A 26,199-nucleotide genomic window follows, 5' to 3' on the forward strand; every position below is an offset into this window, starting at 1 on the left:
GGTGTTCATGGATATTTCAGATTTTTACGAGACTTTCTTTGAAGAAGCCGAAGAGCTGCTGGCGGATATGGAGCGCCTGTTGCTGGATCTGGATGTCGACGATCCGGATGTCGAGGATCTCAACGCGATCTTCCGAGCGGCACACTCCATCAAGGGCGGTGCGGGCACCTTCGGCTTCACCGTCCTGCAGGAGACTACTCACCTACTCGAGAACCTGTTGGACCATACCCGGCGTGGCGAACTCAGTCTGCGGCGCGATATCGTCGACACGTTTCTGGAAACCAAAGATATGCTTCATGATCAATTGGATGCCTACCGTAATGGCGGTGAACCTGATGCCGAGGCGTTCGAAAGGATTTCACGTGTCCTGCAGCAGATAGCGCTGGATGAGTTGGGCCAGCAGCAAATGGAAACCAAAGCATCAGCGACACCGGTCGCCGAACCGATACCGCCGGCGCAGACGCCGGGGGGCGAGAAAGCCCAGTCGTCCGTCGATGATCAGGCGTCTCGAAATGGCGCAGAGAACGCAAAGCGACGGCTCTCGATCGCGTTGGCGGGGGTCAGCGACAAGGATCGTGTCCTGTTGGTCGAAGAGTTGCAGCATTTCGGCACGATCGTTTCGCAGTCGGGGGATGCGCAGCGATACCAAGTGTCTCTGGACAGTGCCGAATCCCAGGACGATATCGAAGCCGTTCTCTGCTTCATCATCGAGCCGGAACAGCTGTCGATCGAAGTCGACGGCAGCGCCTCTCCCGGCGCTGGTACGGAAGCCCCGGCGGCGCCAGCAGAGCGCGAACCAGCCGAGGAAGCGTCAGCACCGGTAAGCGAACCGCCAGCACCAGCGATTCCCGAACAGACCACCAGCCCTGAGCCAGCCAGGAGCCAAGCCGCTCCGGCTCGTGCTACCGGAAAGTCTGGCGGCAAGAGTGTCAAAGGAAGCGAGTCCAGCACCATACGGGTACCGGTCGATAAAGTAGACCAGATCATCAATCTGGTCGGTGAGCTGATCATCACCCAGTCGATGCTGGAGCAGACGGCGACCGACATGGACATCGTTTCCCACGGTCCATTGGTTAACGGGATGAACCTGTTGCAGCGCAACGCGCGGGATCTGCAGGAAGCGGTAATGTCGATTCGCATGATGCCGATGGACTATGTTTTCAGTCGATTTCCTCGCCTGGTTCGGGATCTGGCCGCCAAACTGGACAAGGATGTCGAACTGGTGACGGAAGGCAAGTCCACCGAGCTCGACAAGAGTCTGATCGAACGCATCATCGACCCCTTGACTCACCTGGTACGCAACAGCCTGGATCACGGGCTGGAGTCGCGGGAGAAGCGGGAAGCCGCCGGCAAGTCACCGACCGGACGTCTCACCCTGTCTGCCCAGCATCAAGGCGGCAATATCCTGATCGAAGTGATCGACGATGGTGCCGGGCTCAACCGGGACAAGATCCTGGCCAAGGCCAGATCCAACGGCTTGGTGATCAGCGATACCATGAGTGAAGACGAGGTCTGGCAGTTGATCTTTGCCCCAGGCTTCTCCACAGCCGAGCAGGTCAGTGACGTTTCCGGCCGTGGCGTCGGGATGGATGTCGTCAAACGTAACATCCAGGAGATGGGCGGGCACGTCGAAATCCTGAGCAAACCCGGCCAAGGCACCACGACACGGATCGTGCTGCCGCTGACGCTGGCGATTCTGGACGGCATGTCCATTCGTTGCGGCGCGGAAACTTTCCTGCTGCCACTGAATGCCGTTCTCGAGTCCCTGCAGCCGCAGACTGAAGATGTCTATTCAATGGCTGGCGACGACCAGCTCCTCAAGGTCCGCGACGAGTATCTGCCGATCATCGCGCTACACCATGCCCTGGACGTGGTCGGCGCCAAGACCGAACTGACCGAGGCCATCGCTGTCATCGTGCAGGGCGAGGGCCGCCGCTATGCCTTGCTGGTCGATGACCTGATCGGTCAGCAGCAGGTCGTGGTCAAGAACCTCGAAACCAACTATCGCAAGGTGCCGGGGATTTCCGCCGCTACCATTCTAGGCGATGGTAGCGTTGCGCTGATTCTCGATATTGCCGATCTCCATCGCCTCGATCGTCGCAAATCGCAACAGCGACATGAAGCGAAACGCCAACACTTACATGAGGTAGCGCGAGTATGAGCCCGCAAGCGAACATGGATGCCCACATCGCTGACGCAGTGAGCAGTGAATATCTGGTCTTCTCCCTCGGCGATGAGGAGTATGCCGTCGATATTCTCAAGGTACAGGAGATCCGCGGCTACGAAAATGTTACCCGGATTGCCAACGTGCCCGAGTTCATCAAGGGGGTGACCAATCTGCGTGGCGTCATCGTACCCATCATCGATCTGCGACTGAAGTTCCATCTCGACAAGGTCGAATACGGCGGACAGACGGTAGTGATCGTGGTCAATGTCGACGATCGCATCGTCGGCATTGTCGTGGATGGCGTCTCGGATGTAATGAGCTTAGCACCGGATCAGATCAAGCCGGCACCGGAGTTCGGTGTCACGCTATCGTCGGATTATCTCAGCGGAATCGGCAGCCTGGAGGACCGCATGCTGGTATTGGTCGATATCGAAAAGCTGCTGACCCACGAAGAAATGCAGCTGGTCGAGCGTACGGCAGAAAGCGTCTGACTGCCGCCAAGAAAGCTCGTTATCAACCGCGGTCTCGGCTGCGGTTGTATCCAGGGTAAATTCGTCGGTTTTTAGGCTTTGGTCTAATAAAGGTAAAGGTGATCTATCGGCGGGCCGATGAAACCTCTGCCGCGCTGAAAAATCGGCTTCATGGAAGCGAGCGTGGCACCTATCTAGTGAATATTTCGAGCAATCCGGGTGAGATGTCATGCTAAGTTTTCGTGAGTGGACGATGCGTCGGAAGTTATGGACCACGTTAGGGCTAATGTGGGTTGGCTTGATCATGGTGGCGGGTTGGTCGCTCTATTCCATGCGGGAAAACCTGCTGGAGCAGCGTGTTCAAAGCCTGCAGTACTTCATCGGTAGCGCAAAGCAACTGGTCGATAATTACGTTGATCAAGCTGAAAATGGTGCGTTGAGCGAAGCGGATGCCAAGCAGCTTGCACGCAATGCCCTGGCGCATCTCAGTTTTGGCGCCGATGGCTACATTTTCGTTTTCGATTCCAACCTGGAAATCGTCCAGCATCCGAGACGCGCAGTCGGTGATAGCATGCGGGATTATCAGGATCCCAATGGTGTCTATCTCTATCGGGACATGCTCGCTGCCGCCCAGCAACCTGATGGCGGGCTCGTCTCTTACGCCTCGCGTCGCAGCGACGGCGATGCCATGTACGACAAGCTCAGCTATGCCATGCGCGTGCCGCAATGGGACTGGCAGATTGCCACGGGCGTCTACATCGACGACATCGATGCCATGCTGATTGATGGAGCCGTGGTCTATCTGGCACTCATCGCGGTGGTTGGTGGTCTGCTCTCTCTTATCGTCGCCTGGATCATCCGCAACGTGCTTGGCCGGCTGGGGGGCGATCCCGGGCATGCGCGCAACAGCATCCAGAAGATTGCCGCGGGGGATTTTTCCCAGGCATTGGTGCTCAAGCCGAAGGACACCGACAGCCTGCTGTTCGCGATAGAAAGCATGCGCCAGCGACTCTCGAGAACCTTTGCCGATATTCGCGCCAGCGCTGAATGGGTCAACGTCGGTGCCGGACAGATCGCGAGCGGCAATCAGGACCTGGCAGTACGCACCGACCAGCAATCCGCGGCCATCGTCGAGACGGCCTCCAGCATGGAGCAACTGACCCAGACGGTTCGTCATAACGCCGATAACGCCGAAGCGGTGACCCGAGCCGCAGCGCAGACACGTCAGCGCGCACAACAGGGCGGCGACATGATGCGAGATATCGAAACCACGATGTCGCACATCCAGGATGGCTCGCGTCAGATGGCGGAAATCGTCGACATGATCGACAACATTGCGTTCCAGACGAACATCTTGGCACTGAACGCCTCCGTGGAGGCTGCGCGTGCCGGCTCCGCCGGGCGCGGATTCGCCGTCGTTGCCGAAGAGGTTCGCAACCTGGCCAGCCGCAGCGCAGAAGCTTCGCGAGATATACGGACGTTGATTACTGGCTCGAGCGAGCAGGTGGACAGCGGTGCCACGCTGATCGAGCAGGCGGCACGCACCATGGAGGAGATCGTCTCCTCGGTGACCAGCGTCAGCGGTCTGATGGACGAGATCGCCAATGCCTCGCGCGAACAGCACAGTGGGATCGAACAGGTCAACCAGGCGATCACGGAACTCGATCAGGTCACCAGCCAGAATGCCGCTCTGGTACAGCAGACGGCCAATGCCTCGCAGTCATTGTTGAGTCAATCGCAAAAGCTCGAATCGACGCTGGAGCAGTATCGCGTCGCAGCAACCGACATTGATCGCAATACAGAGCTGGCGCAGTGGCAACCGAACGCTCACCCAGAGCGTCATGACGCTAAACAGCTCGTGTGAGCCGTATTGCCGCGGAAGGCTCAAGAGTATTTCCAATCGGCCGATAACAATCCGCGACGACAACGTTTGATCTGCCCTTGTCTTTCGGCAGATCGCGAGTGGGCATAACAACACCAGGAATGCTGTGATGCGAAACAATCAGCCTGTCACCGACCAGGAATTCGTGATAAGCGAATCGGATTACCTGATCTCGCGAACCGATCTGAAAGGCAGGATCACCTACGCCAATCCGGCTTTCGTCCGGATCAGCGGCTTCAGCCGCGAAGAGCTGATCGGTGCACCTCATAACATCGTTCGCCACCCGGACATGCCTCCGGCGGCTTTCGAGAATCTCTGGAAAACGCTGCAGAAGGGCGAGAACTGGTCTGGGGTCATCAAGAATCGTCGCAAGGACGGGTCGCATTACTGGGTTCAATCGACCGTTACTCCCATCGTCGAAGGGGGCAAGGTCGTGGGCTACACCTCGGTGCGGGTCAAGGTCACCGATAAATCGCGCCGTCTGGCGGAAAAGCACTATCCACAGCTGCTGGCGGGGCGCAAACGGGGCGTCAAGCTCGACCATGGCGAATTGAAGCCGCGAGGAGTGCTCCCGGCGATCCGGCGTCTCAACTTGCGTTCGCTGAAAGGGCGGCTGGTTTCGATGACGGTGCTGGCGTTGGTCGTGCTGGCGGGTAGCGGTGGCGTTTCGCTGTATGCGCTGCATGAAAGTGGCCAGCGATTGCAGCAGTTGACCAGCGACGGGCTGGAGGATCTGGCACGACTACAGAAGATCGATCAGTTGATGTCGAAAGGGCGAGATCTGGTCGACAAGCCGGTCAGCAATCCGATGGCGGCTGACCTGGCGCCGGTCAACAAGCAGGTCGATGCACTCATCGCCGAGCTCAACAATACCTGGGATGCCTACTATCAGGATCGCCCCGCCAACCAGACGGCGGCGGCGGAAACCTTTGCCGCCGATCTCCAGAGCTACCGGGACGATGGTCTGAAGGGCGTCATGGCGGCGCTCAACGGGGGCGATTTCTATCAATCCTACGTGGCATACAACGACGTGCTGGAGGCCAATAGCGATAAGATCAGCAGTGATCTGAATGTCCTGGTGGAAGCGAAGCGTGCGAGCGGGGCGGAGATGGCAATCAGCGCTGCCGAATCCCAGCGCACCACGATGCTTATATTTATCTCGTTGCTGGCAGTAGGCGCCATCCTGCTGATTGCGGTGGGGTGGACGACGATACGCGCGACACTGAAGCCGGTTCGCGAAGCCCTGGAATTTTCACTGCAGATCGCTTCGGGCAATCTGGGTGCCACGTTGAAGCAACGCGGTGATGATGAGGTGGGGCGTCTGGTCGGCGCACTCAATCGCATGCGCCAGAGCCTGGGCACGATCGTGGGCGACGTCAATTCGAACGTGGCGGTTGTGGTCCCGGCCACGCGGGATATCGCCAGCGGTAACGAAGACCTCTCCTCACGCACCGAACAGCAGGCTGCTTCACTGGCGGAGACCGCGACCAGCATGGAGCAGATGACGGCGACCGTGAAACAGAATGCCGACAATGCTCGCCAAGCCAGTCAGCTGGCTGATGGCGCGACCGACACCGTACGCCGAAGCGGCGAGGTGATGGGGCAGGTCGTTGGCACCATGGATCGTATTACCGATAGCTCGCGCAAGGTCGCCGATATTATCGGCGTGATCGACTCGATCGCGTTCCAGACCAATATCCTGGCACTCAATGCCTCCGTCGAGGCGGCGAGAGCCGGCGAACAGGGGCGTGGTTTTGCCGTGGTGGCCGGCGAAGTGCGCAACCTTGCCAGCCGCAGCGCCGATGCCGCGAAGGAAATTCGCAATCTCATCGATAGTTCGACCCAGGAAGTGGGGCGCGGTGCCGACCTGGTACGTCAGGCCGAAGGATCGATCGAGGAAGTGATCAGTGCCGTGACGCGCGTCAACGATATCATCAGCGAGATTTCCGCAGCCTCCGAAGAGCAGACCAGCGGGATTCAGCAGATCAGCCAGGCGGTCACGCAAATGGATCAGGTGACCCAGCAGAACGCCGAACGTGTGCAAATCACGGCAACCACGGCTGCCGAATTGCGGGCCAGCGTCGAACATCTGACCTCGTCCATTGCCGTATTCCGTCTGGCGGGTAGCGGTGACGAGCGCGTGATTCGAATCGGAAACTCTGCCTCCGATGCGCATGCAGACGACAGGCAGCATAAAGCCAAGCCGGCAAAACCCCTGGCCAAGCAACCAGAGGTCGGTCGTCGCGCGGTGACGGATGACAATGAGGAGTGGGAGGCATTTTGAAAACCGAGGCAGCCATGTTTTCGAGCCCCGGATCCCAGGGTGGCAACGGTGACAATGGCACAGGTTTCACGCGAGACCTCGATTTCACTTCGCGCGATTTCGAGCGGGTTCGAGACCTGATCTACCGCCGTGCCGGTATCGTCATGGCGGACAATAAGCGCGAAATGGTCTACAGCCGCCTGGCCAAACGGCTGCGGCTGCACGGCATGAATCGTTTCAGCGATTATCTGGACAGGCTCGAGCGTCGGTCAGATTCCAAGGAGTGGGAAGCCTTTACCAACGCCTTGACCACGAACCTGACAGCTTTCTTCCGTGAAGCCCATCACTTCCCGGCGTTGGCCGAAGAGGTTCGTCGGCGCGGGCCCGGCATCAAAATCTGGTGTGCCGGTGCGTCTACCGGGGAAGAGCCTTATTCCCTGGCCATGACGGTGAGGGAGACGCTGGGAGCTGCAGCCTCCCAGGTCAAGATCCTGGCGACGGACATCGATACCGAAGCGCTGAATGTCGCTCGCGCCGGTATCTATCCGCTGGAAGTGGTAGAGAAGCTCGGTGAGGCCCGTTGCCGGCAATTTTTTCAGCGTGGTAGCGGGGCCCGCGCCGGCAAGGCGCGGGTGCGCCCCGAGCTGGCGGCCATGATCGATTACCGTCCGCTCAATCTGGTCACGGGAACATGGTCCATCAATGGCCCGTTCGACATCATTTTTTGCCGCAACGTCATGATTTATTTCGATAGAGAGACACAGACGAATATCCTGCGTCGCTTTGCATCCCAAATGAAACCGGATGGCTTGCTGTTTGCCGGTCACTCCGAGAATTTCTCCTTCCTGAGTCAGGCTTTTCGCTTGAGAGGCCAGACCATCTATACGTTGGCATCGCCGTCGGCGCGAACGACGCCGGACGTCTCGCGCTAGGGAGTGAAACGGTGAATCCGAAGATCAAAGTACTTTGTGTCGATGATTCGGCGCTCATTCGCGACTTGATGACCAAGATCATCGATGCCCAGCCGGACATGACCGTGGTTGCCACGGCGCCGGATCCGCTGGTAGCGCGGGACCTGATCAAGAAGCACAATCCCGACGTCCTGACTCTGGATGTCGAAATGCCGCGCATGGACGGGCTGGATTTTCTCGAGCGTCTGATGCGTTTGCGTCCGATGCCGGTGCTGATGGTTTCCTCGCTGACGCAACGGGGTTCCGAAATCACGCTGAGGGCGTTGGAGTTGGGTGCCGTCGATTTCGTCGCCAAGCCGGAAGTCGGGATCCGCGATGGCATGCTGGAATATGCCGGCATGATTGCCGAGAAGATCCGGGCTGCCGCGCAAGCCCGGCCAAGTCGGCAAGGAGCTCTGGCCAAGCCGGCGGCACCGCGTGAGGTGTTGAAGGCTCCGATGCTCTCGAGCGAAAAGATCATCATTATCGGCGCCTCGACGGGGGGGACCGAAGCCATTCGCCAGGTTATCGAGCCATTGCCGGCGAACAGTCCCGCGGTGTTGATTACGCAACATATGCCGGGAGGCTTCACGCGCTCCTTCGCCGAGCGGCTCGATCGCCTTTGCCGGGTCACCGTCAAGGAGGCCGAAGACCGTGAGCGTGTTCTGCCCGGGCATGTCTATATCGCGCCGGGGGACTGGCACATGCGCCTGACTCGCTCGGGAGCGAACTACGTGATTGCGCTCGATGACGGACCTCCCGTCAACCGCCACCGGCCCTCGGTCGATGTGTTGTTCCAGTCCGCCGCCGCCTGCGCTGGTCGTAACGCGCTGGGTGTCATCCTGACCGGGATGGGGCGTGACGGTGCCGCCGGGCTTCTCCAGATGCGCGAGGCCGGCGCCCATACCGTGGCGCAGGACGAGGCGAGCTGCGTGGTATTCGGCATGCCCAAGGAAGCGATCGCGCTTGGCGGAGCCACAGAGGTCATTGCACTGAATGACATTGCAGGACACCTGGTTCAGCAGATGCACTTGGCCGGACGCGCGCAGCGGGTATGACCTCGACCTAGACAACAAATCCGGGCCACCCATATTCATTACCGACTCAACCACCGCAACCGACGCCAGGGAACTCATCAGGAGATGACATGGGAAAAATGCTGAACGACCTTTCGGTCAGGGCCAGCTTGACGATCGCATTGACCGTCATGGTCGTCATGTGCGCGATCATCAGCGCATTGGGGTTCTACTCCAACCAAAAAAGCGCCGAGGCATTGGATACCATCGGTACCATCGGCTTCGAGCAGAGCAATACCGTCAACCGGGCCTCGCTCAACCTGGTGCGTGCACGTGCGCTGCTGGCCAGCTATCGCAATGCGGTGGAAGCCGGGGATGGCGAGCGCTCCCAACAACTTCAAAACGAGATCGAGTCCGCACTTGAAAGGGCCGGTGAACGTATCAACCAGTTCGAAGAGGTGGCCAAGACCGATACCGGCGAAGAATATGCGACACGTATCAATGCTGCCTTTGTCGCCTTTCACGACGAGGTCGAGCGCCAGATGAATGAAGGCAAGGATGCGGTGCGCGCCGAAGACGATCAGCGCATCAATCCGTTGATGAATAATCTCGATGATAGCGTGCGCGACTTCATTCAATATGCCGAGGCGCGTGTCGACAATGCCATCGTGGCGGATGCCGACAACAGTCAGTTGATGGAAATTCTATCCAGTATATTGCTGGTACTGGCCGTTGTCGTGGCTATTGCCGTGCGGATGGGGCTGGTGCGCGCAGTGGTCAAGCCGCTCAATGAAGCGGTCGAACACTTTGAGCACATCGCCAAAGGAGATCTTTCGCATAATATCGCCGAGCGTGGCAAGAACGAAATCGGGCGTTTGTTTCACGCCATGCGCGACATGCAGCACGGCCTGGTGGGTACGGTCACTTCCGTGCGTGACGCCAGCGCTTCGATTCATGGCGGAGCCCGCGAGATTGCCTCGGGGAACGCCGACCTGTCCTCGCGTACCGAGCAACAGGCCGCCTCGCTCGAGGAAACCGCGTCGAGCATGGAAGAGTTGACCTCCACCGTGCGTCAGAACGCCGACAATGCGCGCCAAGCGAGCTCTCTGGCCAGCGATGCTTCGGCCACGGCCGGACGCGGCGGCGATGTCATGAAGGAGGTTTCCAAGACCATGCAGGGCATCACCGAAAGCTCCAAGCAAATCTCCGATATCATCGGCATGATCGATTCGATCGCCTTCCAGACCAATATCTTGGCCTTGAACGCCTCGGTCGAAGCGGCGCGTGCGGGCGAACAGGGACGCGGCTTCGCCGTGGTCGCCAGTGAAGTGCGTAACCTGGCCAGCCGTAGCGCCGAGGCTGCCAAGGAAATCAAGGGGCTGATCCACACATCGACCATGCAGATCGAGCAGGGTTCCGAGCTGGTCGGAAATGCCGAAACCACCATGCGTGATGTGGTTCAGGCCGTGAAGAGCGTCAGCGACATCATGGACGAGATTTCCGCGGCGTCGCAGGAGCAGAGCGACGGCATCGAACAGGTTAGCCAGGCCGTGACGCAGATGGATCAGGTTACTCAGCAGAATGCCTCCCTGGTCCAGGAGGCTTCGAGTGCCTCCGCGTCGTTGGAAGAGCAGGCGCAGCGGCTGGAAGATGTCGTCGCGACTTTCCGCTTGCCTGGGAACACGTCCCATCGTTCGCAAGCCCCAACACATGGTTCAGCGGCCAGGACGATGGTCGTCGGTTCAGCGACTTTGACATCGCAAGCCACGACACAACAGTCGAGTGAGCGGAAACCTTCAAAGAGCGCCATGACGGTGCAGCAGGACGAGTGGGAAGAGTTCTAGACAGCCTCGGGAGCGTGCGTCGGCACGCTCTTAAGCATCAAGCTTCGAAGTGAATCGAATAGCCAGATTGAATTAACCGGAGGGTATATGGCTGACAAGAACATGAGCATTCTGGTCGTGGACGACTTCCCGACCATGCGACGTATCGTGCGCAGCTTGCTTAAGGAACTCGGCTTCGAAAACGTGGAGGAGGCCGAAGATGGTCAGGAGGCATTGACCAAGCTGCGAGCCGGTGGATTCGAATTCGTGGTTTCTGACTGGAACATGCCCAACCTCGATGGGCTGGAGATGCTCAAGGAGATCCGTCAGGATCCCAAACTTTCTTCATTGCCGGTGCTGATGGTGACAGCCGAGGCCAAGAAGGAAAACATCATTGCGGCTGCTCAGGCTGGTGCCAACGGTTACGTTGTCAAACCGTTTACCGCAGCGACGCTCGAGGAGAAGCTCAACAAAATTTTCGAAAAACTGGGTAAGTGACGCTTACGGAGGCTAGATCATGAGTGGTGTCAACCCTCAAGGCAGTAGCGCGGACGGCGTGGCTCCCGACGATTTGATTCGCCGTATCGGTCACCTGACTCGTATGCTGCGTGAGAACATGCGAGAGCTGGGGCTCGACAAAGAGGTGGAAAAAGCGGCACAGGCGATTCCCGATGCCCGTGACCGGCTCAGCTACGTCGCTTCGATGACCGAACAGGCGGCGGAACGCGCACTCAATGCCATTGATCATGCCCAGCCTCTGCAGAATGCGCTCGAGAGCGAAGCGATCGCGCTCGACAAGCGTTGGGACGAGTGGTTTGCCGAACCCAAGGCGCTCGACGAGGCCAAGGCGCTGGTCAAGGACACCCGTTCCTATCTGCAGAACGTGCCAAAGCAGACCAGCGCCACCAACGCCCAACTGCTCGAGATCATGATGGCGCAGGATTTTCAGGATCTCACCGGCCAGGTCATCAAGAAGATGATGGACGTGATCCACGAGATCGAGCAACAGCTGCTCCAGGTGCTGATCGATAATGCGCCCGAGGGAACCGAGCGTCGTGAGCGTACCAATCGCGTGGCCGATCAACCCGATTCGCTGCTCAACGGCCCTCAGGTCAACCCGCAGGCACCCGATGTCGTCAGCAGCCAGGATCAGGTCGACGACCTGCTGGACAGTCTCGGGTTCTGACCCCGGCCAACCAGAACCTTGCCCGGCCTTCGCAAATGGCTAGCCTCTCGAAATAGCAGGGTGTACATCCTGCTATTTCTTCGTTTGATATTCCTTCTCTCCAAGCAGAATAGCGTCCAGGTATCCATCCCCTTTCGTGGCGGAGTGCGCGCTTGGCCGAGCAGAACGACAGCGATCAGGAAAAGACCGAACCGGCGACGCCCAGACGAATCGAGAAAGCGCGAGAAGAGGGGCAGGTCGCAAGGTCACGTGAACTCGCCACCTTCCTGTTGCTGGTCAGCGGTGTACTGGGCCTGTGGGTCATGGGCAACAATCTCTATGACGAGCTGAGCCTCGTCATGGAGCAGTCCTTCCTTTTCGATCACGGGCTGGCATTCGACAGCGCTCGGATGCTGAGCCACGTCTGGGTGCTGGGGCAGCATACGCTATTGGCGTTGCTGCCCCTGTTCCTGTTGTTCACGACCGCGGCGATCCTGGGGCCGACGATGCTGGGTGGCTGGCTGGTCTCGGCGAAATCGCTCAAGCCGCAGTTGGGTAAGCTGAACCCGTTCAAGGGTTTAAAGCGCATGTTCTCGACCCAGGCGTTGGCGGAACTGGCAAAGGCCATCGCCAAGTCGGTGCTGGTTGGTGGCGTCGGCGTGGCGTATCTTTGGTCGCAGCACGGTACGCTGCTTGGTCTCATGGAGATGCCGATCCAGCAGGCGCTGGCCACGGCGATGCGCTTGGCGGCCGTGGGCTGTGCGCTCATCGTGGCCTCTTTGATACTGGTCATCCTGATCGACGTTCCCTATCAGATATGGAGCCACAACAAGAAGCTGCGCATGAGCCGCGAGGACATTCGCCAGGAACACAAGGAGAGCGAAGGCGACCCGCACGTCAAGGGTCGCATACGTTCTCAGCAGCAGGCCATGGCGAGGCGTCGGATGATGAGCAAGGTGCCGACCGCCGACGTGATCGTGACCAACCCGACGCACTATGCCGTGGCGCTGAGCTACCAGCAGGATTCCATGTCCGCTCCTCGGGTCGTTGCCAAGGGGGCCGATCACGTCGCTGCCAAGATCAGGGAACTGGGCGACGAAAATCGCATACCGCGACTGGAAGCGCCGCCGCTGGCGCGTGCGCTGTATCACCATGTCGATCTGGAACAGGAAATACCTGGCGATCTCTACACGGCGGTCGCCGAGGTCCTGGCCTGGGCCTTCCGTCTCAAACAGGTCGAAACCGACGGCGGCGATGTGCCGCCAACGCCTCGCGACCTGCCCGTGCCGCCAGCGCTAGATGAAGCGGCGTCAGATTCTTCCAAGGAGAGTGAATGAACGCGCTCACCCAGTGGTTCGGTCAGCGCAAGTGGCCGGCTGACACACAGTTCAAGATCCTGGCCGGCCCTGTGCTGATCATCATGATCTTGAGCATGATGATCCTGCCGTTACCGCCATTCGCGCTCGATCTCTTTTTCACCTTCAATATCGCGCTGTCGATCATGGTGCTGCTGGTCAGCATGTTCACGGAAAAGCCGCTGGACTTCGCGGCGTTCCCGGCGGTCCTGCTGTTCTCGACGCTGCTGCGACTGTCGCTGAACGTGGCATCCACCCGTGTGGTGCTGATGGAAGGCCACGAAGGGGGCGATGCCGCGGGCAAGGTGATCGAGGCCTTCGGCGAGTTCCTGATCGGCGGCAACTTCGCCGTTGGTCTGGTGGTATTTTTGATTCTGGTGGTGATCAACTTCATGGTCATCACCAAGGGCGCCGGGCGAATCGCCGAAGTGGGCGCGCGTTTTACCCTGGACTCCATGCCCGGCAAGCAGATGGCGATCGATGCCGACCTCAACGCCGGTCTGATCGGCGAGGAAGAGGCCCGCAGGCGGCGAACCGAGATCAATCAGGAGTCGGAGTTCTACGGCTCCATGGACGGTGCCAGCAAGTTCGTCCGCGGCGATGCCATGGCGGGCCTGCTGATCATGGTGATCAACCTGATCGGCGGGTTGATGATCGGTGTGGCGCAGCATGGCCTGCCATTCGGTGAAGCCGTGAAGACCTATACATTGCTGACCGTGGGCGACGGCCTGGTCGCCCAGATTCCGGCGCTGGTGATCTCGACGGCGGCGGGCGTCACGGTGTCTCGCGTCAATACCGACCAGGACGTCGGTCAGCAGCTGTTGAGTCAGCTTTTCAATAACCCGCGGGTCATGTTCCTCGCGGCTGGCGTCATGGGGTTGCTCGGTCTGATCCCCGGCATGCCGAACGTCGTCTTTCTGCTGTTTGCCGTGATCCTGGGATCGCTGGGCTGGTGGATGTCCCGGCGCGAGCAGGTCAAGGCCGTGCGCGCGGTGGAAGAAAAGGCACCCCCAGCGGTACAGGAAACGCCGGAGGCGAGCTGGGACGACGTGCAACTGGTCGATACCCTGGGACTGGAAGTGGGGCACCGCCTGATCCCGCTGGTAGACCAGCGCCAGCAGGGAGAGCTGCTGGGACGCATCAAGAGTGTGCGCAAGAAGTTCGCCCAGGATGTCGGATTCCTGCCGTCGGTCGTCCATATTCGCGACAATCTCGAACTCAGCCCCAACACCTACGTGATCACCCTGAAAGGCGTGGAAGTCGGTCGCGCAGAGGCATTCCCGGGCAAATGGCTGGCAATCGACCCGGGCCAGGTTTCCGGAACGCTGGATGGCACCCGCACCCAGGATCCTGCATTTGGCCTGACCGCCTACTGGATCGATACGGCGCAACGGGAACGAGCCCAGATCTACGGCTATACCGTGGTGGACGCGAGTACCGTGATCGCCACGCATCTCAATCATCTGCTGCATGAAAACGCCGGCGACATGCTGGGACGCGCCGAGGTTCAGCAGCTGCTGGACAAGGTCGCGGAGCAGCAGAAATCGCTGGTGGAAGACGTCGTGCCCAAGCTGCTGGCGCTGACGACGTTGCAACGCATCCTGCAGAACCTGCTTGCCGAAGACGTCCCGATCCGCGACATGCACACGATTCTCGACGTGCTGGCGGAGTACGCGCCGCAGCAGTCGGATGCCAACGAGTTGACCGCGCTGGTGCGTGTTGCGCTGGGCCGGGCAATCACCCAACAGTGGTTCCCGGGACGAGAGTCGATGCATGTGATGGGGCTGGAGCCCCGCCTGGAGCAGGTCCTGGCGCAAGCGCTCAACAACGGCGGCGCGCTCGAACCGGGGCTGGCCGAAACGCTGATGCAGCAGACCGCCGCCGCGGTGGAGCGGCAGCAGAGCCGGGACGAGCCGACCGTATTGGTCGTTCAACACGGCCTGCGGGCGCTGCTGGCGCGTTTCCTGCGCCGCCAGATCAAGTCTCTGGTCGTGCTTTCCCAGGCTGAGATTCCCGACGATCGCACCTTGCGTGTTACCACGACCATCGGGGCATCGTCATGACTGCCGATCTTCGGTCGGTGAGAACGGGAGCCTTGTCGGCGATGCCGAGGGCGTCGTCTTTATCAAGAGCGTTTTCCCTGGCGCCGAGCGCGCGCTCAAAGGCCACCTGCATGCTAGTCGGTGCGATCGCCACCGGGGTGATGGTCTTCATGGGGGCGATCGCGCCGGCTTCGGCGGCCCAGAGCACTTGGGTAGGCCAGCTGCCGCGCCAGACGATCGTCGTGTCGGAGCGCCCCCTGGAAAGTGCGCCGATCACGCTGCCGCCGTCAGCGGAACAGGGCGAGATCACGAACGTTCGCTGGGTTTTCCAGACCGATACGCCAGCGCCGACATTGAAGACCTGGCTCTGCCATGGACAGCTCTGTCTACCGCTGGTTCGAGCGCGGGGGGAAACGCAGCGCTTTGCGGGGCGGGCCGCGTCCCTTCCATTCCGGCTGCGCTTCCTGTTGCCACCGGGAGAGCATGCCAATGGCAACCGGGTAATCTCCAGCGGCCAGCTGATCGTCGACTACCGTCAGTGACGCTGACAAACAGCCGAAATAGCCGCTGGAAAACTGGCAGTTTGCCGTCTTGGCTCGGCGGCCGCGCGGCATAATGGGATATAGGTCATGCGTCCCATGACCGTAAGGTGTTTTGCACGAGGCCATTCGATGTATACCGCACAGGGCAAAATCGATCAGCACGCATTGATTGAGCAGTACATGCCGATGGTGAGACGCCACGCGCTCTCCCTTCAGGTGCGCCTACCCGCCAGCGTGGAACTCGATGATCTCGTTCAGGCCGGTATGCTCGGCCTACTGGACGCCATGGGGCGCTACGACAATTCGCACGGCGCGAGCTTTTCGACTTATGCCAACCAGCGCATTCGCGGCGCGATGATCGATGAGCTGCGTAGTCGTGACTGGATGCCGCGCAGCGTGCGGCGAAACGCCCGGGCACTGGATCAGGCCGTGCGCCGGCTGGAGCAGCAGTTGGGGCGGGCGCCGGACGAACGCGAGATCGCCCAGGAGATGGGCATATCCCGGGACGACTACCATCAATTGCTGATCGATGCCAACAATGGCTTTCTGCTGACGTACGACGAGAGCGACACCGAAAATGGCGTCGCCACGGTTGCGGAAGGCAGTCTGCCATCGCCGCTGGAGGCACTGCTCGATGCGGACAACCGTACCAACGTGATGGCGGCGATCGATGCCTTGCCGGAGCGGGAAAAGCTGTTGCTTGGGCTCTATTACCAGGAAGAGCTCAATCTGAAGGAAATCGGTGCCGTGCTCGGCGTCAGCGAATCCCGCGTCTGTCAGTTGCACAGCCAGGCGGTAGCGCGTCTGCGCAGCCGTCTGAATCACTGATCGCCTGAATCACTCATCCTCTGGGCTCCCGATCGAGATCGGGCTCTCTGCCCACGCCAGAAACACCCGGCGGCTCCCGAGCGTCTATCGAGCCCGGCATGGCAGACGTTGTCTGACTACATGTCTGACTACGTTGCCATGCAGGTTCGATAGGCGCTTTGACGTTGGCGTTGCTCAATCGGCGACGGGCGACGTTGTCGAGACAGCGCGGATATCGTCGGCGATCTGACGCGCCACGTCGTCCCACACGGCACCGAGAGTGCGCACCAGGGCAGGATAGCCGTCGTCGCTCAAGGGTTGCGTGACCGCGAAGTGGCGCTGTGCCACCAGGTCGTTGCCCTCGTGGAGCTGCCATTCCCCCGATGCCACGGCCTGGCCGTCATAACGACCCTGGAACTGGTCGACACTGAGCGTCAGTCGTTGCGCGCCCGCTTCGCTGCGACTGGTATTCAGCACCACGACATTCGGCAAATCCGCTGCCAGCGATTGCCGCAGACGGCGTGTCAATTGCTGCCCCAGCGACTCGGCCCACAGGTTCTGGTTGGCCGCGTTGAGTTCGATATCGCTGGTCTGCATGACGATCCCTTCCTGGTCGAGGTAGCTGGCCACCTCGACAGGACCGACCGCCAGCGTGGCCGCTTGCGGAGAAGGTTCGCTCGCCTGCTGCGGACTGTCGGCCTTCGGCAAGGTATACCGGTTGGTCGGCGTCGACTGGGAGGCGCAGCCGGCAAACGCCGCGGCGGCGATCGCCAGCAGGACGGTGGCGCCAACTCGGCGCCAACGGGGCAGGGACGACTTCATCATTGGGGAGCCCTCGGCACGGGATCGGTTTTAACTTCACGGTCGAAAATCAGCGCGTTGGGTTTTTCGCTCAAGGTCTTGGCGACTGGCTGCAGATCCCGCGTCAGCATCTCCAGCTGCTTGAGCGTGTCATTCAACTGACGATACCCCGAAGAACCGGCAGAGAACCCATTCAGCGTGTTCTGCAGTTCCTGCAACGTGTCATTGAGGTTGCCCGGCAACTGCTGAGTCGCGGGGTCGGAGACGATGGAATTGACCGACTCGGCGATCTGGCGCACCTGTTCGAGCGTCTGCTGGGAGGTCTGCATGGTCTCGTCCAGGCGATCGAGAATCGGTTCGACCTGCAGTTCGTTGAGCTTGTCGAGCAGGTTGGAAACCTTCTGCTCGATCTGCGCGAAGCCGCCGGAAATGGTCGGGAACACCGGCTTGCCGTCGAACGTCATCGCCTCGTAGGGAGGCGCGTCGTCGCTGAAGTTGAGATCCACGAACAGCGCGCCCGTCAGCAGGTTGCCCGCCTTGAGCGTGGCTCGCAGGCCGTACTCCTTGAACATGGTCTCGAAGCGGTTCCGAACCTCCTGGTCGTCGATATCCGTATTGATATCCTCGTTGCTTTCCAGGCGCTGCGGTTCGATACGAACCAATACCGGAATCGCGAACTGGGTCAACGAATCGGGTTGGGGCGCGGTGAAGTGCCAGGGAACACTGACCACGGTACCCACCCGGACACCACGATATTCGACGGGCGCGCCGCGGCTGAGCCCACGAACGGTATCGTCGACCAGCAGCACGTATTCGATGTACTGATCGTAAGTGCCTTCGCGCGCGCTCTCTTCGCTGTTGTAGAGCGTATAGGTCGCATCCTGCTTGGCGGGATTGCCACGCGTGATGTCTTCCGGCACGCCAAAGGTCACGCCACCGCTGATCAGCGTCTCGAAGGAGTCCAGGTTGACGTTGACGCCCTCGGAATCGAGCTGCACGTCGATGCCTGACGAGCTCCAGAACCGCGTGGTATCGGTAACCAGACTGTCGTAAGGCGCCTGAATGAAGATGCGGTGGCGCATCTCCCGCTTGTCAGGATCGAAATCGGTACTCTCGACGCGACCGACGGTATAGCCCTGATAGGTGATGGGATCCCCGGCGCTGAGCGAGTTGCCCACCTGACTCACCAGATTGATGCGTAGGCCCGGGGCGTCGGGCGGCGCGACCGGCGGCTGTTCGAGAACGTCGAAGCTGTCCTGGGATTCTTCGCTCTTGCCCGGCGCGAGCTGGATGTACGCCCCTGAGAGCACGGTGTTCAGACCGCTGATGCCTTCGCGCCCGATACGCGGCTTGACCACCCAGAAGCGCGTATCGCTGTTGAGCATGCGTGCCGCATCGTTGGACATGCGCGCAGTGATGACGGTATGCGACAGATCATCCGACAGCCGCACGGCCTCCACGTGTCCGACCTGGACATTGCGCGTCTTGATCTGTGTCTTGCCGGCCTCGATGCCCTCGGCATTCTTCATGTTCAAGGTGATCAGCGGCCCGCGGCTGGAGAAATTGTCCCAGACCATCCAGGCGCCAATCAGGGCGGCCAGCAGCGGCACTATCCAGATCGGGGAGAGCCGCGACTGCGACACCCGTTTGGCGCGTTGCATCGAATCAGGCATCGTCGACTTCCTTGACAGGCGAATAGGGAGATTGCCGCTTGAGCGCGGCCGGCATGGGAGGCTGCATGTTGCGCGCGTCCCAGATCAGACGCGGATCGAAACTGATGGCGGCCAGCATGGTAAGGATGACCACGGCGGAAAAGGCCAGCGCCGCGGGCCCGGGCGTGATCGACAGCAGTGATCCGGCGTGTACCAGCGAGACCAGAATGGCGACCACGAAGACATCGATCATCGACCAGCGGCCGATCAGCTCGGTGATGCGGTAGAGCGTCTGGCGCTTGTGCTTGAAGCGGGATTCCCCGCTGCGCCGGACCGTGACACAAAGCCAGGCCAGCGCGAACACCTTGCCGATCGGCACCACCACGCTGGCGGTAAAGATGATCAGGGCAATGGGCCAGTCGCCATGGCCGAGAAAGATCAGCACGCCGCCGATGATGGTCGAGGGAGTCGAGTCGCCTAGCGACGTCGTGGTCATGATCGGATAGAGATTGGCCGGGATATAACACAGCGTTGCCGCAATCAGCAGGGCCCAGGTCTTCTGCAGGCTGTGCGGGCTCCGAAACCGCAACGGCTCGCCACAACGTGCACAGCGGCCACGGCCGAAGTGGCTGAGCCGGGTGACCAGCCCGCAGGTCGGGCAGCCGGTGAGATCCTGCTCGGCCGCCGACTGGCCGGGGCGACAGCCCTCCGGCGCCAGCGGCTCTCCAGCCAGCGAAAACCACATCCAATCGGTGTCGATCGAGCGAGCGGTCAGCAGCAGCAGCAGGGCGTAGACACAGAATGACCAGAACGACAGTCCTAGATCGATCGACGCCATGCCGGCGATCTTGATCAGGCTGACCAGCGTGCCGATCACGAAGACATCGGCCATCATCCACGGCCCCAGGTGCGAAAGCGCGCGCGCGATGCGGTGGCTACGCGGGAGCGGCCGACGTTGCAGCAAGCCGAGATGCAGCCAGATGACGGCGAGCAGATAGAAGGCAGGCAGCACGACGATGGTCAGCAGTACGAGAATGCCGACGAACGGTTCGTGCAACGATACCAGGCTTGCCGAGGTGTCGGTGAGCTGGATGGCGTTGCTGACGCCGCGTGCCTCGAAACTGATGAATGGAAAGCAGAGCGCGGCCACGAGCGCGATCAAGGCGCTGATGGCAAACGCGAGGCTGCGTTCGGCCGGACGAAAATGGCGATGGCTCAAGGTATGGTCACAGCGCGGGCAACTGGCTCGCTGGCCGGGTTGCAACGGCGGCAACGCGACCAGCAAGTCACATTCGTGACAAGCGCGAAGACGGCGTCGTGTACGCCGGGGCGTCAGGAAAGTCGCCTTTTCGGTGCCGTTGTCGTTGATGCCTGATGCCAAAGCAGTACCTAACACGGAAGCAGAATTGAGGAAGCGTCGCGCTGCGTAAACGGCCATCTTACTCGAATACATACGCGCATGCATGTTTATCGGCGGCCGTTTCGACGGCAATGCCGTCGCCAAAAAATACCCGATAGTTCAGTCGTTTGGACACTATAGTAGGTGATGAGGGCTTTGCCGAAGAAGTACAATCACCATTTCGTTTCTCTGCCGTGTTTGTCCGGCAGAATAGGAGGCGAGAAAATCGAACGTTGGCTCGTTCGTCCGCGAATCGGCGGGGGTGACGCCAAGCGATGAACGCACCAAAACGAACAGGCTCGGCCGTCAGGTCGACCGGGTCTGATAGAGACGACTGATAAAGACGACTGATAGTCAAAGGGGGAGCTCGACGTGTGGATGGCGCTTGGGGCCATTGTGGCCGGTCTTGTCGTACTGGTATGGAGCGCGGATCGCTTCGTGGATGGGGCGGCTGCCACCGCTCGCCATCTCGGGCTGCCGCCGCTGTTGATTGGCATGGTGGTGATCGGCTTCGGCACCTCCGCGCCCGAACTGATGGTCTCGGCGCTGGCGGCTGTCCAGGGGAACCCCGGCCTGGCCTTGGGTAATGCCTATGGTTCCAACATCACCAACATCGCCCTGATCGCGGGGCTGGTGGCGTTGATCAGCCCATTGACCGTGCATTCCCAGGTCATTCGCCAGGAGCTGCCGGTGCTCGGCGTGATGACGTTGATTTCGCTTTGGTGTCTCTTCGATGGCGTGATCTCACGCATCGATGCCGTCATCCTGCTGTTGCTGCTGGGTGGCTTCCTGGGCTACAGCATCTGGCGCTCGCGCCGCCCGGGGACGGATGCCTTGCAGACCGACGTCGAGGCCGATGCCGCAGGGCAGAACATGTCGCTCAAGCGCAGCGTGACCTGGACGCTGGTCGGGCTGGTACTGCTGATCATCAGTTCGCGTTTTCTGGTGTGGGGCGCGGTATCGATCGCCGAGGCGTTCGGCGTCAGCGATCTGGTCATCGGCCTGACTGTGGTCGCCATCGGCACGTCGTTGCCGGAGCTTGCCTCTTCCATCAGCGCGGTGCGCAAGAACGAGCACGATCTGGTGATCGGCAACGTGGTCGGATCCAACCTGTTCAATACGCTGGCGGTGGTCGGGCTGGCCGGCGTGATCCAACCCATCGGCGTCGATCCGGAAGTGCTGGTTCGGGACTGGCCCGTGATGGCCGCGCTGACCCTGGCTCTGCTGGTATTCGGCATCGGGATCAAGGGGCAGGGGCGGATCAATCGACTGGAGGGTGCTCTGCTGCTTGCCAGTTTCGTCGCCTACACCGCATGGCTGGTCTACAGCGTGGTCGGCGCACGGTAGATGGATCGGCACTAGCGGCCTGTCTTTCAGGCGTGAGCATGCCAGGGGGCCAGCCCGCCCAGCGCCTCCTGGAGAGGCGCCAGGTCGCCGCAGGAAGCGGGCGCATGAGGCTGGTGGTCGATGCGTATGCGCTCGCGGTCGGGGAACGACGTCTCGAGATGTTCGATCCAGGGGCGTTGTTCCTCGCGCCAGTTGGCGAGCCATTGACTGTCGACCTCGGCGGGCAGGCACTTGTTGATCACCACGGCACCGACGTGCAGGCCATGGCTTTCCAGCAGCTCGCGGGTGCGTGCGGTTTCCAGCGCCGGCAAGCGTTCCGGATTGGCGACCAGGATCACCGCCGAATGCGCTGGGCAGGTCAGGTGCTCGCGGGCAGCGGCGAGGCGCCCGCGGCGTCGCATCAGCGTTTCCTGAATAGGATCGTCGACGACCTCGCCGTCGCCGAGCCACGCCTTGTAGTCGCTGCGCACCTTGCGCCGGCGTTGCATCAACCCTTCCACCCAGGCGCCCATGATCTCGGGGAGCGCCAGCAAGCGTACCGTGTGCCCGCCGGGCGCGGTGTCGAAGATCAGCCGATCGTACTTATCGCCGGTATCCAGCAACAGGCCGACCAGGGCGTCGAACAGGGCGGCTTCCTCGGTGCCGGGAGCGTGTCGTGCCAGGTCGAGCTGGCGAAACACCGCCGCGCTACGCTCGCCGCTGACCAGAGGTCGCAGCGTGGCCTTGACCTGTTCCAGGTAGCGCTGCGTTTCATGGTCGGGGTCGAGTTCGACGACATCGAGATCGGCCTGCATGCGCGTTGGCGTCGGCCCCGGCGCGCGTCCGAACAGATCGGCCAGGTTGTGCGCCGGGTCGGTGGAGACCAATAAGGTCCGCCAGCCAGCCGCCGCGCAGCTCAGCGCATAGGCGGTGGCACAGCTGGTCTTGCCGACACCGCCCTTGCCGCCGAAGAAGAGGCTCTTGGCCATGGAAAACTCCTCGTTGGACATGCTTCTAGCTAACGGCTAACGGCTAACGGCTAACAGCTAACAGCAGCGGAAGCCCGCCAGGGGCGAACGCGGCATGCCCTGGCGTGTGTGCCACTCGTGGAAGCGGTCGAGCATGTGCGGGTAGAGCTCCAGGGTCATGTCGCTGGCGGGATTGGGGATGCCCATCATGTCGCAGAAGCACAGCAGCATGAAGAGATCCTCCTCATCCTGCAGCTCCCGGGCGATTTCGCGGCGATGCGGCAAGCTCAGGACCGCATCGTAACCCTGGATCGCGCGGTGTAACCGTGATCGCCACAGGGCGATCACGGAACCTTTGTCGTCAGCGTGACTCATCGGAACTCAGCGGTTGCTGCTGCGCAGCCACGTCACCCTGGCGGAAGCTGCGCGACGCTTCGAGCAGAATCCACAGCGTGAATACCATGATCAGGCTGCCGAAGGTGAACAGCAGCAGGTTGCGGTCGGCATCGCCGAAGCCCGACCAGGTGAAAATCACCTGTTGTCCCATGGCCCATAAGGTCATGACCAGCAGGAACAGCATGGGGGCCAGGGTGAATACCACCGGGCGGCCCTGGCGCTTGAGCCATACCGAGACCAGCATCAGCGTAATGCCGGCCAGCAACTGGTTGCTGGTGCCGAACAACGGCCATAGCAGGTAGCCACCCGAGCCGAAGCCGTTGGGGCCTTCCGGCAGGATGACCAGCGCGGCGCTGGTGACGACGGCGATGCTGGTCGCGACGTGCTTGCGAGCGATCACCGGCATGCCGTACTCGTTGCCCAGCTCGGCGATGATGTAGCGCATCAGGCGTACGGCGGTATCCAGCGTGGTAGCGGCGAAGCTCACCACGATCACCGCGATCAGGGTCGACCCCATGTGCTCGGGGATACCGAGATTGCCGGCGAGCTGCCCGGCGCCCCGCACGAACGAGCCCAGGCCGTTGGAGCCGGCCGCGGAAAAGCTCGAGTAGGTCGCGGTGAAGTCGGCGCCGGAGGCGAACAGAGTGCCCACTGCAATGATCGCGATCATTGCCAGCATGCCTTCGCCCAGGGCGCCGCCATAGCCGATCATGCGGGCGTCGGTCTCCTTGTCGAGCTGCTTGGACGTGGTGCCCGAGGCGACCAGGCCATGGAAGCCGGAGATCGCCCCGCAGGCGATGGTGATGAACAGCAGCGGGTACCAACTGATGTCCGCTTCGCTGTTGACGCTGGGTGCGGTCATTTCCGGCGCGCCGAAGAGCAGCCCCAGATACAGCAGCGCCAGGCCGACCACCAGCTGGTGCGAATTGATGTAATCGCGCGGTTGCAGCAGCTTCCAGACGGGGAGCGTCGAGGCGATGTAGACGTAGACCATCAACACCACGATCCACACCAGAAAGGCCATCGAGGTGCCGTTGAAGCCACCGACGACCGGCGCGTCAGGGCCACCGAACCAGCTCACGAGGTCGAACTGCAGCCAGGGCACTTCGCTGGCCAGCAGCACCGCACCGTACATCACGGCCAGAGCGATCACCGACGGCAGCAGCATCGAGCCCGAATGACGATAGACGCGATAGCCGATCCACACGGCGAGCGGAATCTGGATGAAGACCGACAGCACGCTGGCCGGAAAGGTAATGAACAGCTTGGCGATGACCCAGGCGAAGACCGCGTTGACCATCAACACCAGGATCAAGATGATGAACAAAAACAGCAGCTTGGCACGCTGTCCGATCAGCCGGTTGGCCAGCGTGCCGATCGAGTGGCCCTTGTGGCGGTTGGAAAGCACTACCGCCCCGAAGTCATGCACCCCGGCGGCGAATACGGTGCCCAGCACGACCCACAGGATGGCCGGCAACCAGCCCCAATAGATCGCGATGGCCGGCCCCACGATGGGCGCTGCACCAGCTACCGAGGTGAAATGGTGGCCCCAGAGAATCCACTTGTTGGTGGGGACGTAGTCGACGCCGTCACGATAGGTGTGCGCCGGGGTTTGGAAATCGGCGTCGAGTCGGTAGATGCGTTCGGCGATGAACTTCGAATAGAAACGGTAGCCCATCGCGAAACACACGGCGCCAAACAGGGCGATCCAGATAGCGTTCATGCGCGTTCCTTGATTGTTATGGCGAGCGTGGAACGGACCACGCCCACGTGCGTTGTTGTGGTACGTCTACCCTACCGAAGAAGAGTGGCGCGCTCCGTTAGACGAACGCATCAGGCGCGAAGGGTGTGGTGGTATTCGAGGCGTCCCGCCGGCGCGGTAGGCAAGCGATCAATGATGCGGCTGGCGATCGAACCGCAAGGCGCTCCTCAGCGCGATCTGGCCGATGATGGCAGCGGTGGCGAGCACCACGGCTGCCGCCTGCGCCGGGTTGTCTCCCAGCCCGGCAAGCCCGGTGCAGAGCGCGCCGATACCCATCTGCGCGAATCCGTAGAGACCGGCCGCCGAGCCCACGACCCGAGGATTGACGCCGACGGCCAGCGTCAACGCCGTCGGCCCGGTCATGCCTACGCCGAAGGTGAACAGCAGCATCGAGGCTTCGAGGGTGACGACCGAAGTCCAGCCGGCGAGCACGACGGTCAGCATCGATAGTCCGCCGGCCAGGCTCAGAAAGCTGGCCGACAGCATCAGTCGAACCAGCCCGACACGCTGGATGGTGCGGTTGGTGATGAAATTGCCCAGCGAAATGCTCAGGATCAGCAGCGAAAGATAGTACGCCACGTGGCTTGCCGGCTTGCCCAGTTGTTCGACGAAGATGAACGGCGCCGAGGCAACGAAGGCAAACATCGCGGTGGTGACACAGCCGCCGCCGATGGCGTAACCGATGAAAGCCGGCGAGCGGATCAGCGTTCGGTACTCATGCGCCAGGTTGGGCAGGTCGACCCGGCCGCTGGGCTTCGCCGTCTCCGGCATCAGCCGCCAGACGAACAGCAGATTGCCCACGCCCATCAGGCAGAGCGCCAGCAGCACGGTACGCCAACCCAGTGTGGTAGTCAGCAGGCTGCCGATGAGCGGCGCCATGGCCGGTCCGATGGCCACGACCAGATTGAGCACTGCCAGCCGCTGTACCGCACGGTCCGGCGCAGCGGTATCGCGGATCATGGCGCGCCCCAGCGCCAGCCCGGCGCAGCCGCCGAAGGCCTGAAAGAACCGCGCCGTAATCAGCGTCTCGACGCTTTGCGCCTGCCAGGCAACGATCCCCGCCACGCTGTAGATCAGCATGCCCAGCATCAGGGCCGGTCTTCGACCCAGGGCGTCGGACAGCGGTCCGTAGAAGAGTTGGCCGATCGCCAGCCCCAGAATGTAGAGACTGATGGTCAATTGCATCTGAGCGTTGTCGGCGCTCAGCGCCTCGCCGGCAATGGGCAGTGCCGGCACGAAGATATGCATGGCCAGCGTACCCGCCAGCGTGATGAGGACCAGCATCCATAGTGCTGGCACCGCGCGTGCCGGCGTGGCTTGCGTAGCGGAGGAAGATGTCGATGTGGCGGGGTCGGTCACGAAGCGCCTCGTGAAGTGACGGTGGTTGGCGAGCAATCGAATAGCGCAGTAGCC

General features: G+C 61.2%; 21 protein-coding genes. 14 read left to right on the top strand and 7 right to left on the bottom strand.

Annotated features, from left to right (window positions below):
* The first annotated feature begins 7 nt into the window (after window positions 1–7).
* The 13 genes from cheA (at window position 8) to R5R73_RS09255 (ending at window position 16,503) form a co-directional block, all read left to right on the top strand.
* On the top strand, window positions 8–2,161 hold the full coding sequence (gene cheA, locus R5R73_RS09195) for a chemotaxis protein CheA (RefSeq protein WP_322529475.1): 2,154 nt from the start codon (window positions 8–10) through the stop codon (window positions 2,159–2,161).
* On the top strand, window positions 2,158–2,658 hold the full coding sequence (locus R5R73_RS09200) for a chemotaxis protein CheW (protein WP_276231354.1): 501 nt from the start codon (window positions 2,158–2,160) through the stop codon (window positions 2,656–2,658). Before cheA ends, R5R73_RS09200 begins: the two co-directional genes overlap by 4 nt.
* Before the next feature lie 232 nt (window positions 2,659–2,890).
* Entirely contained in the window at window positions 2,891–4,501 is a 1,611-nt protein-coding gene (locus R5R73_RS09205) for a methyl-accepting chemotaxis protein (RefSeq protein ID WP_322529476.1), read from the top strand.
* A gap of 127 nt (window positions 4,502–4,628) precedes the next feature.
* On the top strand, window positions 4,629–6,803 hold the full coding sequence (locus R5R73_RS09210) for a methyl-accepting chemotaxis protein (RefSeq protein WP_322529477.1): 2,175 nt from the start codon (window positions 4,629–4,631) through the stop codon (window positions 6,801–6,803).
* A gap of 14 nt (window positions 6,804–6,817) precedes the next feature.
* Window positions 6,818–7,714 carry a CheR family methyltransferase gene (locus R5R73_RS09215; protein ID WP_071230201.1) on the top strand — a complete coding sequence of 299 codons (897 nt, stop codon included), beginning with the start codon at window positions 6,818–6,820 and terminating at the stop codon, window positions 7,712–7,714.
* Window positions 7,715–7,725: 11 nt separating this feature from the next.
* Window positions 7,726–8,790, top strand: coding sequence for a chemotaxis response regulator protein-glutamate methylesterase (locus tag R5R73_RS09220; protein WP_322529478.1), 1,065 nt, complete (start codon window positions 7,726–7,728; stop codon window positions 8,788–8,790).
* 89 nt (window positions 8,791–8,879) lie between these two features.
* On the top strand, window positions 8,880–10,592 hold the full coding sequence (locus tag R5R73_RS09225; protein ID WP_322529479.1) for a methyl-accepting chemotaxis protein: 1,713 nt from the start codon (window positions 8,880–8,882) through the stop codon (window positions 10,590–10,592).
* Between the two features lie 87 nt (window positions 10,593–10,679).
* The gene (cheY, locus tag R5R73_RS09230; RefSeq protein WP_071230202.1) at window positions 10,680–11,069 is read left to right on the top strand and encodes a chemotaxis response regulator CheY; all 390 of its coding nucleotides are present in this window, start codon (window positions 10,680–10,682) and stop codon (window positions 11,067–11,069) included.
* 19 nt (window positions 11,070–11,088) lie between these two features.
* Window positions 11,089–11,757 (top strand): protein phosphatase CheZ, encoded by a 669-nt coding sequence (cheZ, locus tag R5R73_RS09235; RefSeq protein WP_322529480.1) that lies wholly within the window; start codon window positions 11,089–11,091, stop codon window positions 11,755–11,757.
* A 152-nt stretch (window positions 11,758–11,909) separates the two neighbouring features.
* Window positions 11,910–13,073 carry a flagellar biosynthesis protein FlhB gene (gene flhB, locus R5R73_RS09240; RefSeq protein WP_110632991.1) on the top strand — a complete coding sequence of 388 codons (1,164 nt, stop codon included), beginning with the start codon at window positions 11,910–11,912 and terminating at the stop codon, window positions 13,071–13,073.
* Window positions 13,070–15,154, top strand: coding sequence for a flagellar biosynthesis protein FlhA (gene flhA / locus R5R73_RS09245; protein ID WP_322529481.1), 2,085 nt, complete (start codon window positions 13,070–13,072; stop codon window positions 15,152–15,154). The genes flhB and flhA overlap by 4 nt, the downstream gene beginning before the upstream one ends.
* 110 nt (window positions 15,155–15,264) lie before the next feature.
* Window positions 15,265–15,675 carry a flagellar protein FlhE gene (locus R5R73_RS09250; RefSeq protein WP_322529482.1) on the top strand — a complete coding sequence of 137 codons (411 nt, stop codon included), beginning with the start codon at window positions 15,265–15,267 and terminating at the stop codon, window positions 15,673–15,675.
* Between the two features lie 129 nt (window positions 15,676–15,804).
* Window positions 15,805–16,503 (top strand): RNA polymerase sigma factor FliA, encoded by a 699-nt coding sequence (locus R5R73_RS09255; RefSeq protein WP_110632983.1) that lies wholly within the window; start codon window positions 15,805–15,807, stop codon window positions 16,501–16,503.
* Window positions 16,504–16,677: 174 nt separating this feature from the next.
* Here the strand turns inward: R5R73_RS09255 and R5R73_RS09260 are convergent, their stop codons facing one another.
* Genes R5R73_RS09260 through R5R73_RS09270 form a run of 3 tightly spaced genes read right to left on the bottom strand, consistent with a single transcriptional unit; the run spans window position 16,678 to window position 20,316 of the window.
* Complete coding sequence (locus tag R5R73_RS09260; protein ID WP_322529483.1) at window positions 16,678–17,307, bottom strand: PqiC family protein; 630 nt, start codon at window positions 17,305–17,307, stop codon at window positions 16,678–16,680.
* The gene (gene pqiB, locus R5R73_RS09265) at window positions 17,304–18,956 is read right to left on the bottom strand and encodes an intermembrane transport protein PqiB (protein ID WP_322529484.1); all 1,653 of its coding nucleotides are present in this window, start codon (window positions 18,954–18,956) and stop codon (window positions 17,304–17,306) included. Before pqiB ends, R5R73_RS09260 begins: the two co-directional genes overlap by 4 nt.
* Window positions 18,949–20,316: a PqiA/YebS family transporter subunit gene (locus tag R5R73_RS09270; RefSeq protein ID WP_416221226.1), complete on the bottom strand. Its 1,368-nt coding sequence runs from the start codon at window positions 20,314–20,316 to the stop codon at window positions 18,949–18,951. Before R5R73_RS09270 ends, pqiB begins: the two co-directional genes overlap by 8 nt.
* 396 nt (window positions 20,317–20,712) lie before the next feature.
* Between R5R73_RS09270 and R5R73_RS09275 the strand changes: the two genes are divergently transcribed.
* Window positions 20,713–21,681, top strand: coding sequence for a calcium/sodium antiporter (locus R5R73_RS09275; protein ID WP_322529576.1), 969 nt, complete (start codon window positions 20,713–20,715; stop codon window positions 21,679–21,681).
* Window positions 21,682–21,707: 26 nt separating this feature from the next.
* On the opposite strand, the gene R5R73_RS09280 is transcribed toward R5R73_RS09275, so the two are convergent.
* The 4 genes from R5R73_RS09280 to R5R73_RS09295 all read right to left on the bottom strand — a co-directional run bounded on the left by R5R73_RS09280 (window position 21,708) and on the right by R5R73_RS09295 (window position 26,145).
* Window positions 21,708–22,649, bottom strand: a complete 942-nt coding sequence (locus R5R73_RS09280; RefSeq protein WP_322529485.1) for an ArsA family ATPase — start codon at window positions 22,647–22,649, stop codon at window positions 21,708–21,710.
* 57 nt (window positions 22,650–22,706) lie between these two features.
* Entirely contained in the window at window positions 22,707–23,003 is a 297-nt protein-coding gene (locus R5R73_RS09285; RefSeq protein ID WP_071230213.1) for a cory-CC-star protein, read from the bottom strand.
* The gene (locus R5R73_RS09290) at window positions 22,990–24,747 is read right to left on the bottom strand and encodes a carbon starvation protein A (RefSeq protein WP_322529486.1); all 1,758 of its coding nucleotides are present in this window, start codon (window positions 24,745–24,747) and stop codon (window positions 22,990–22,992) included. Before R5R73_RS09290 ends, R5R73_RS09285 begins: the two co-directional genes overlap by 14 nt.
* 168 nt (window positions 24,748–24,915) lie before the next feature.
* Window positions 24,916–26,145, bottom strand: coding sequence for a multidrug effflux MFS transporter (locus R5R73_RS09295; RefSeq protein WP_322529487.1), 1,230 nt, complete (start codon window positions 26,143–26,145; stop codon window positions 24,916–24,918).
* Between the last annotated feature and the right edge of the window lie 54 nt (window positions 26,146–26,199).

The sequence above is a fragment of the Salinicola sp. LHM genome, assembly GCF_034479735.1.
GTDB lineage: Bacteria > Pseudomonadota > Gammaproteobacteria > Pseudomonadales > Halomonadaceae > Salinicola > Salinicola salarius.

Excerpts from the sequence above, each read along its gene's own strand:
- cheY (WP_071230202.1), top strand. The coding sequence starts at position 10,680 with ATGGCTGACAAGAACATGAGCATTCTGGTCGTGGACGACTTCCCGACC.
- R5R73_RS09205 (WP_322529476.1), top strand. The coding sequence starts at position 2,891 with ATGCGTCGGAAGTTATGGACCACGTTAGGGCTAATGTGGGTTGGCTTG.
- R5R73_RS09215 (WP_071230201.1), top strand. The coding sequence starts at position 6,818 with ATGTTTTCGAGCCCCGGATCCCAGGGTGGCAACGGTGACAATGGCACA.
- R5R73_RS09280 (WP_322529485.1), bottom strand. The coding sequence starts at position 22,649 with ATGGCCAAGAGCCTCTTCTTCGGCGGCAAGGGCGGTGTCGGCAAGACC.
- cheZ (WP_322529480.1), top strand. The coding sequence starts at position 11,089 with ATGAGTGGTGTCAACCCTCAAGGCAGTAGCGCGGACGGCGTGGCTCCC.
- pqiB (WP_322529484.1), bottom strand. The coding sequence starts at position 18,956 with ATGCCTGATTCGATGCAACGCGCCAAACGGGTGTCGCAGTCGCGGCTC.
- R5R73_RS09285 (WP_071230213.1), bottom strand. The coding sequence starts at position 23,003 with ATGAGTCACGCTGACGACAAAGGTTCCGTGATCGCCCTGTGGCGATCA.
- R5R73_RS09275 (WP_322529576.1), top strand. The coding sequence starts at position 20,713 with ATGGCGCTTGGGGCCATTGTGGCCGGTCTTGTCGTACTGGTATGGAGC.
- R5R73_RS09260 (WP_322529483.1), bottom strand. The coding sequence starts at position 17,307 with ATGATGAAGTCGTCCCTGCCCCGTTGGCGCCGAGTTGGCGCCACCGTC.
- R5R73_RS09210 (WP_322529477.1), top strand. The coding sequence starts at position 4,629 with ATGCGAAACAATCAGCCTGTCACCGACCAGGAATTCGTGATAAGCGAA.
- R5R73_RS09200 (WP_276231354.1), top strand. The coding sequence starts at position 2,158 with ATGAGCCCGCAAGCGAACATGGATGCCCACATCGCTGACGCAGTGAGC.
- R5R73_RS09225 (WP_322529479.1), top strand. The coding sequence starts at position 8,880 with ATGGGAAAAATGCTGAACGACCTTTCGGTCAGGGCCAGCTTGACGATC.
- flhA (WP_322529481.1), top strand. The coding sequence starts at position 13,070 with ATGAACGCGCTCACCCAGTGGTTCGGTCAGCGCAAGTGGCCGGCTGAC.
- R5R73_RS09255 (WP_110632983.1), top strand. The coding sequence starts at position 15,805 with ATGTATACCGCACAGGGCAAAATCGATCAGCACGCATTGATTGAGCAG.
- R5R73_RS09290 (WP_322529486.1), bottom strand. The coding sequence starts at position 24,747 with ATGAACGCTATCTGGATCGCCCTGTTTGGCGCCGTGTGTTTCGCGATG.
- R5R73_RS09250 (WP_322529482.1), top strand. The coding sequence starts at position 15,265 with ATGCTAGTCGGTGCGATCGCCACCGGGGTGATGGTCTTCATGGGGGCG.
- cheA (WP_322529475.1), top strand. The coding sequence starts at position 8 with ATGGATATTTCAGATTTTTACGAGACTTTCTTTGAAGAAGCCGAAGAG.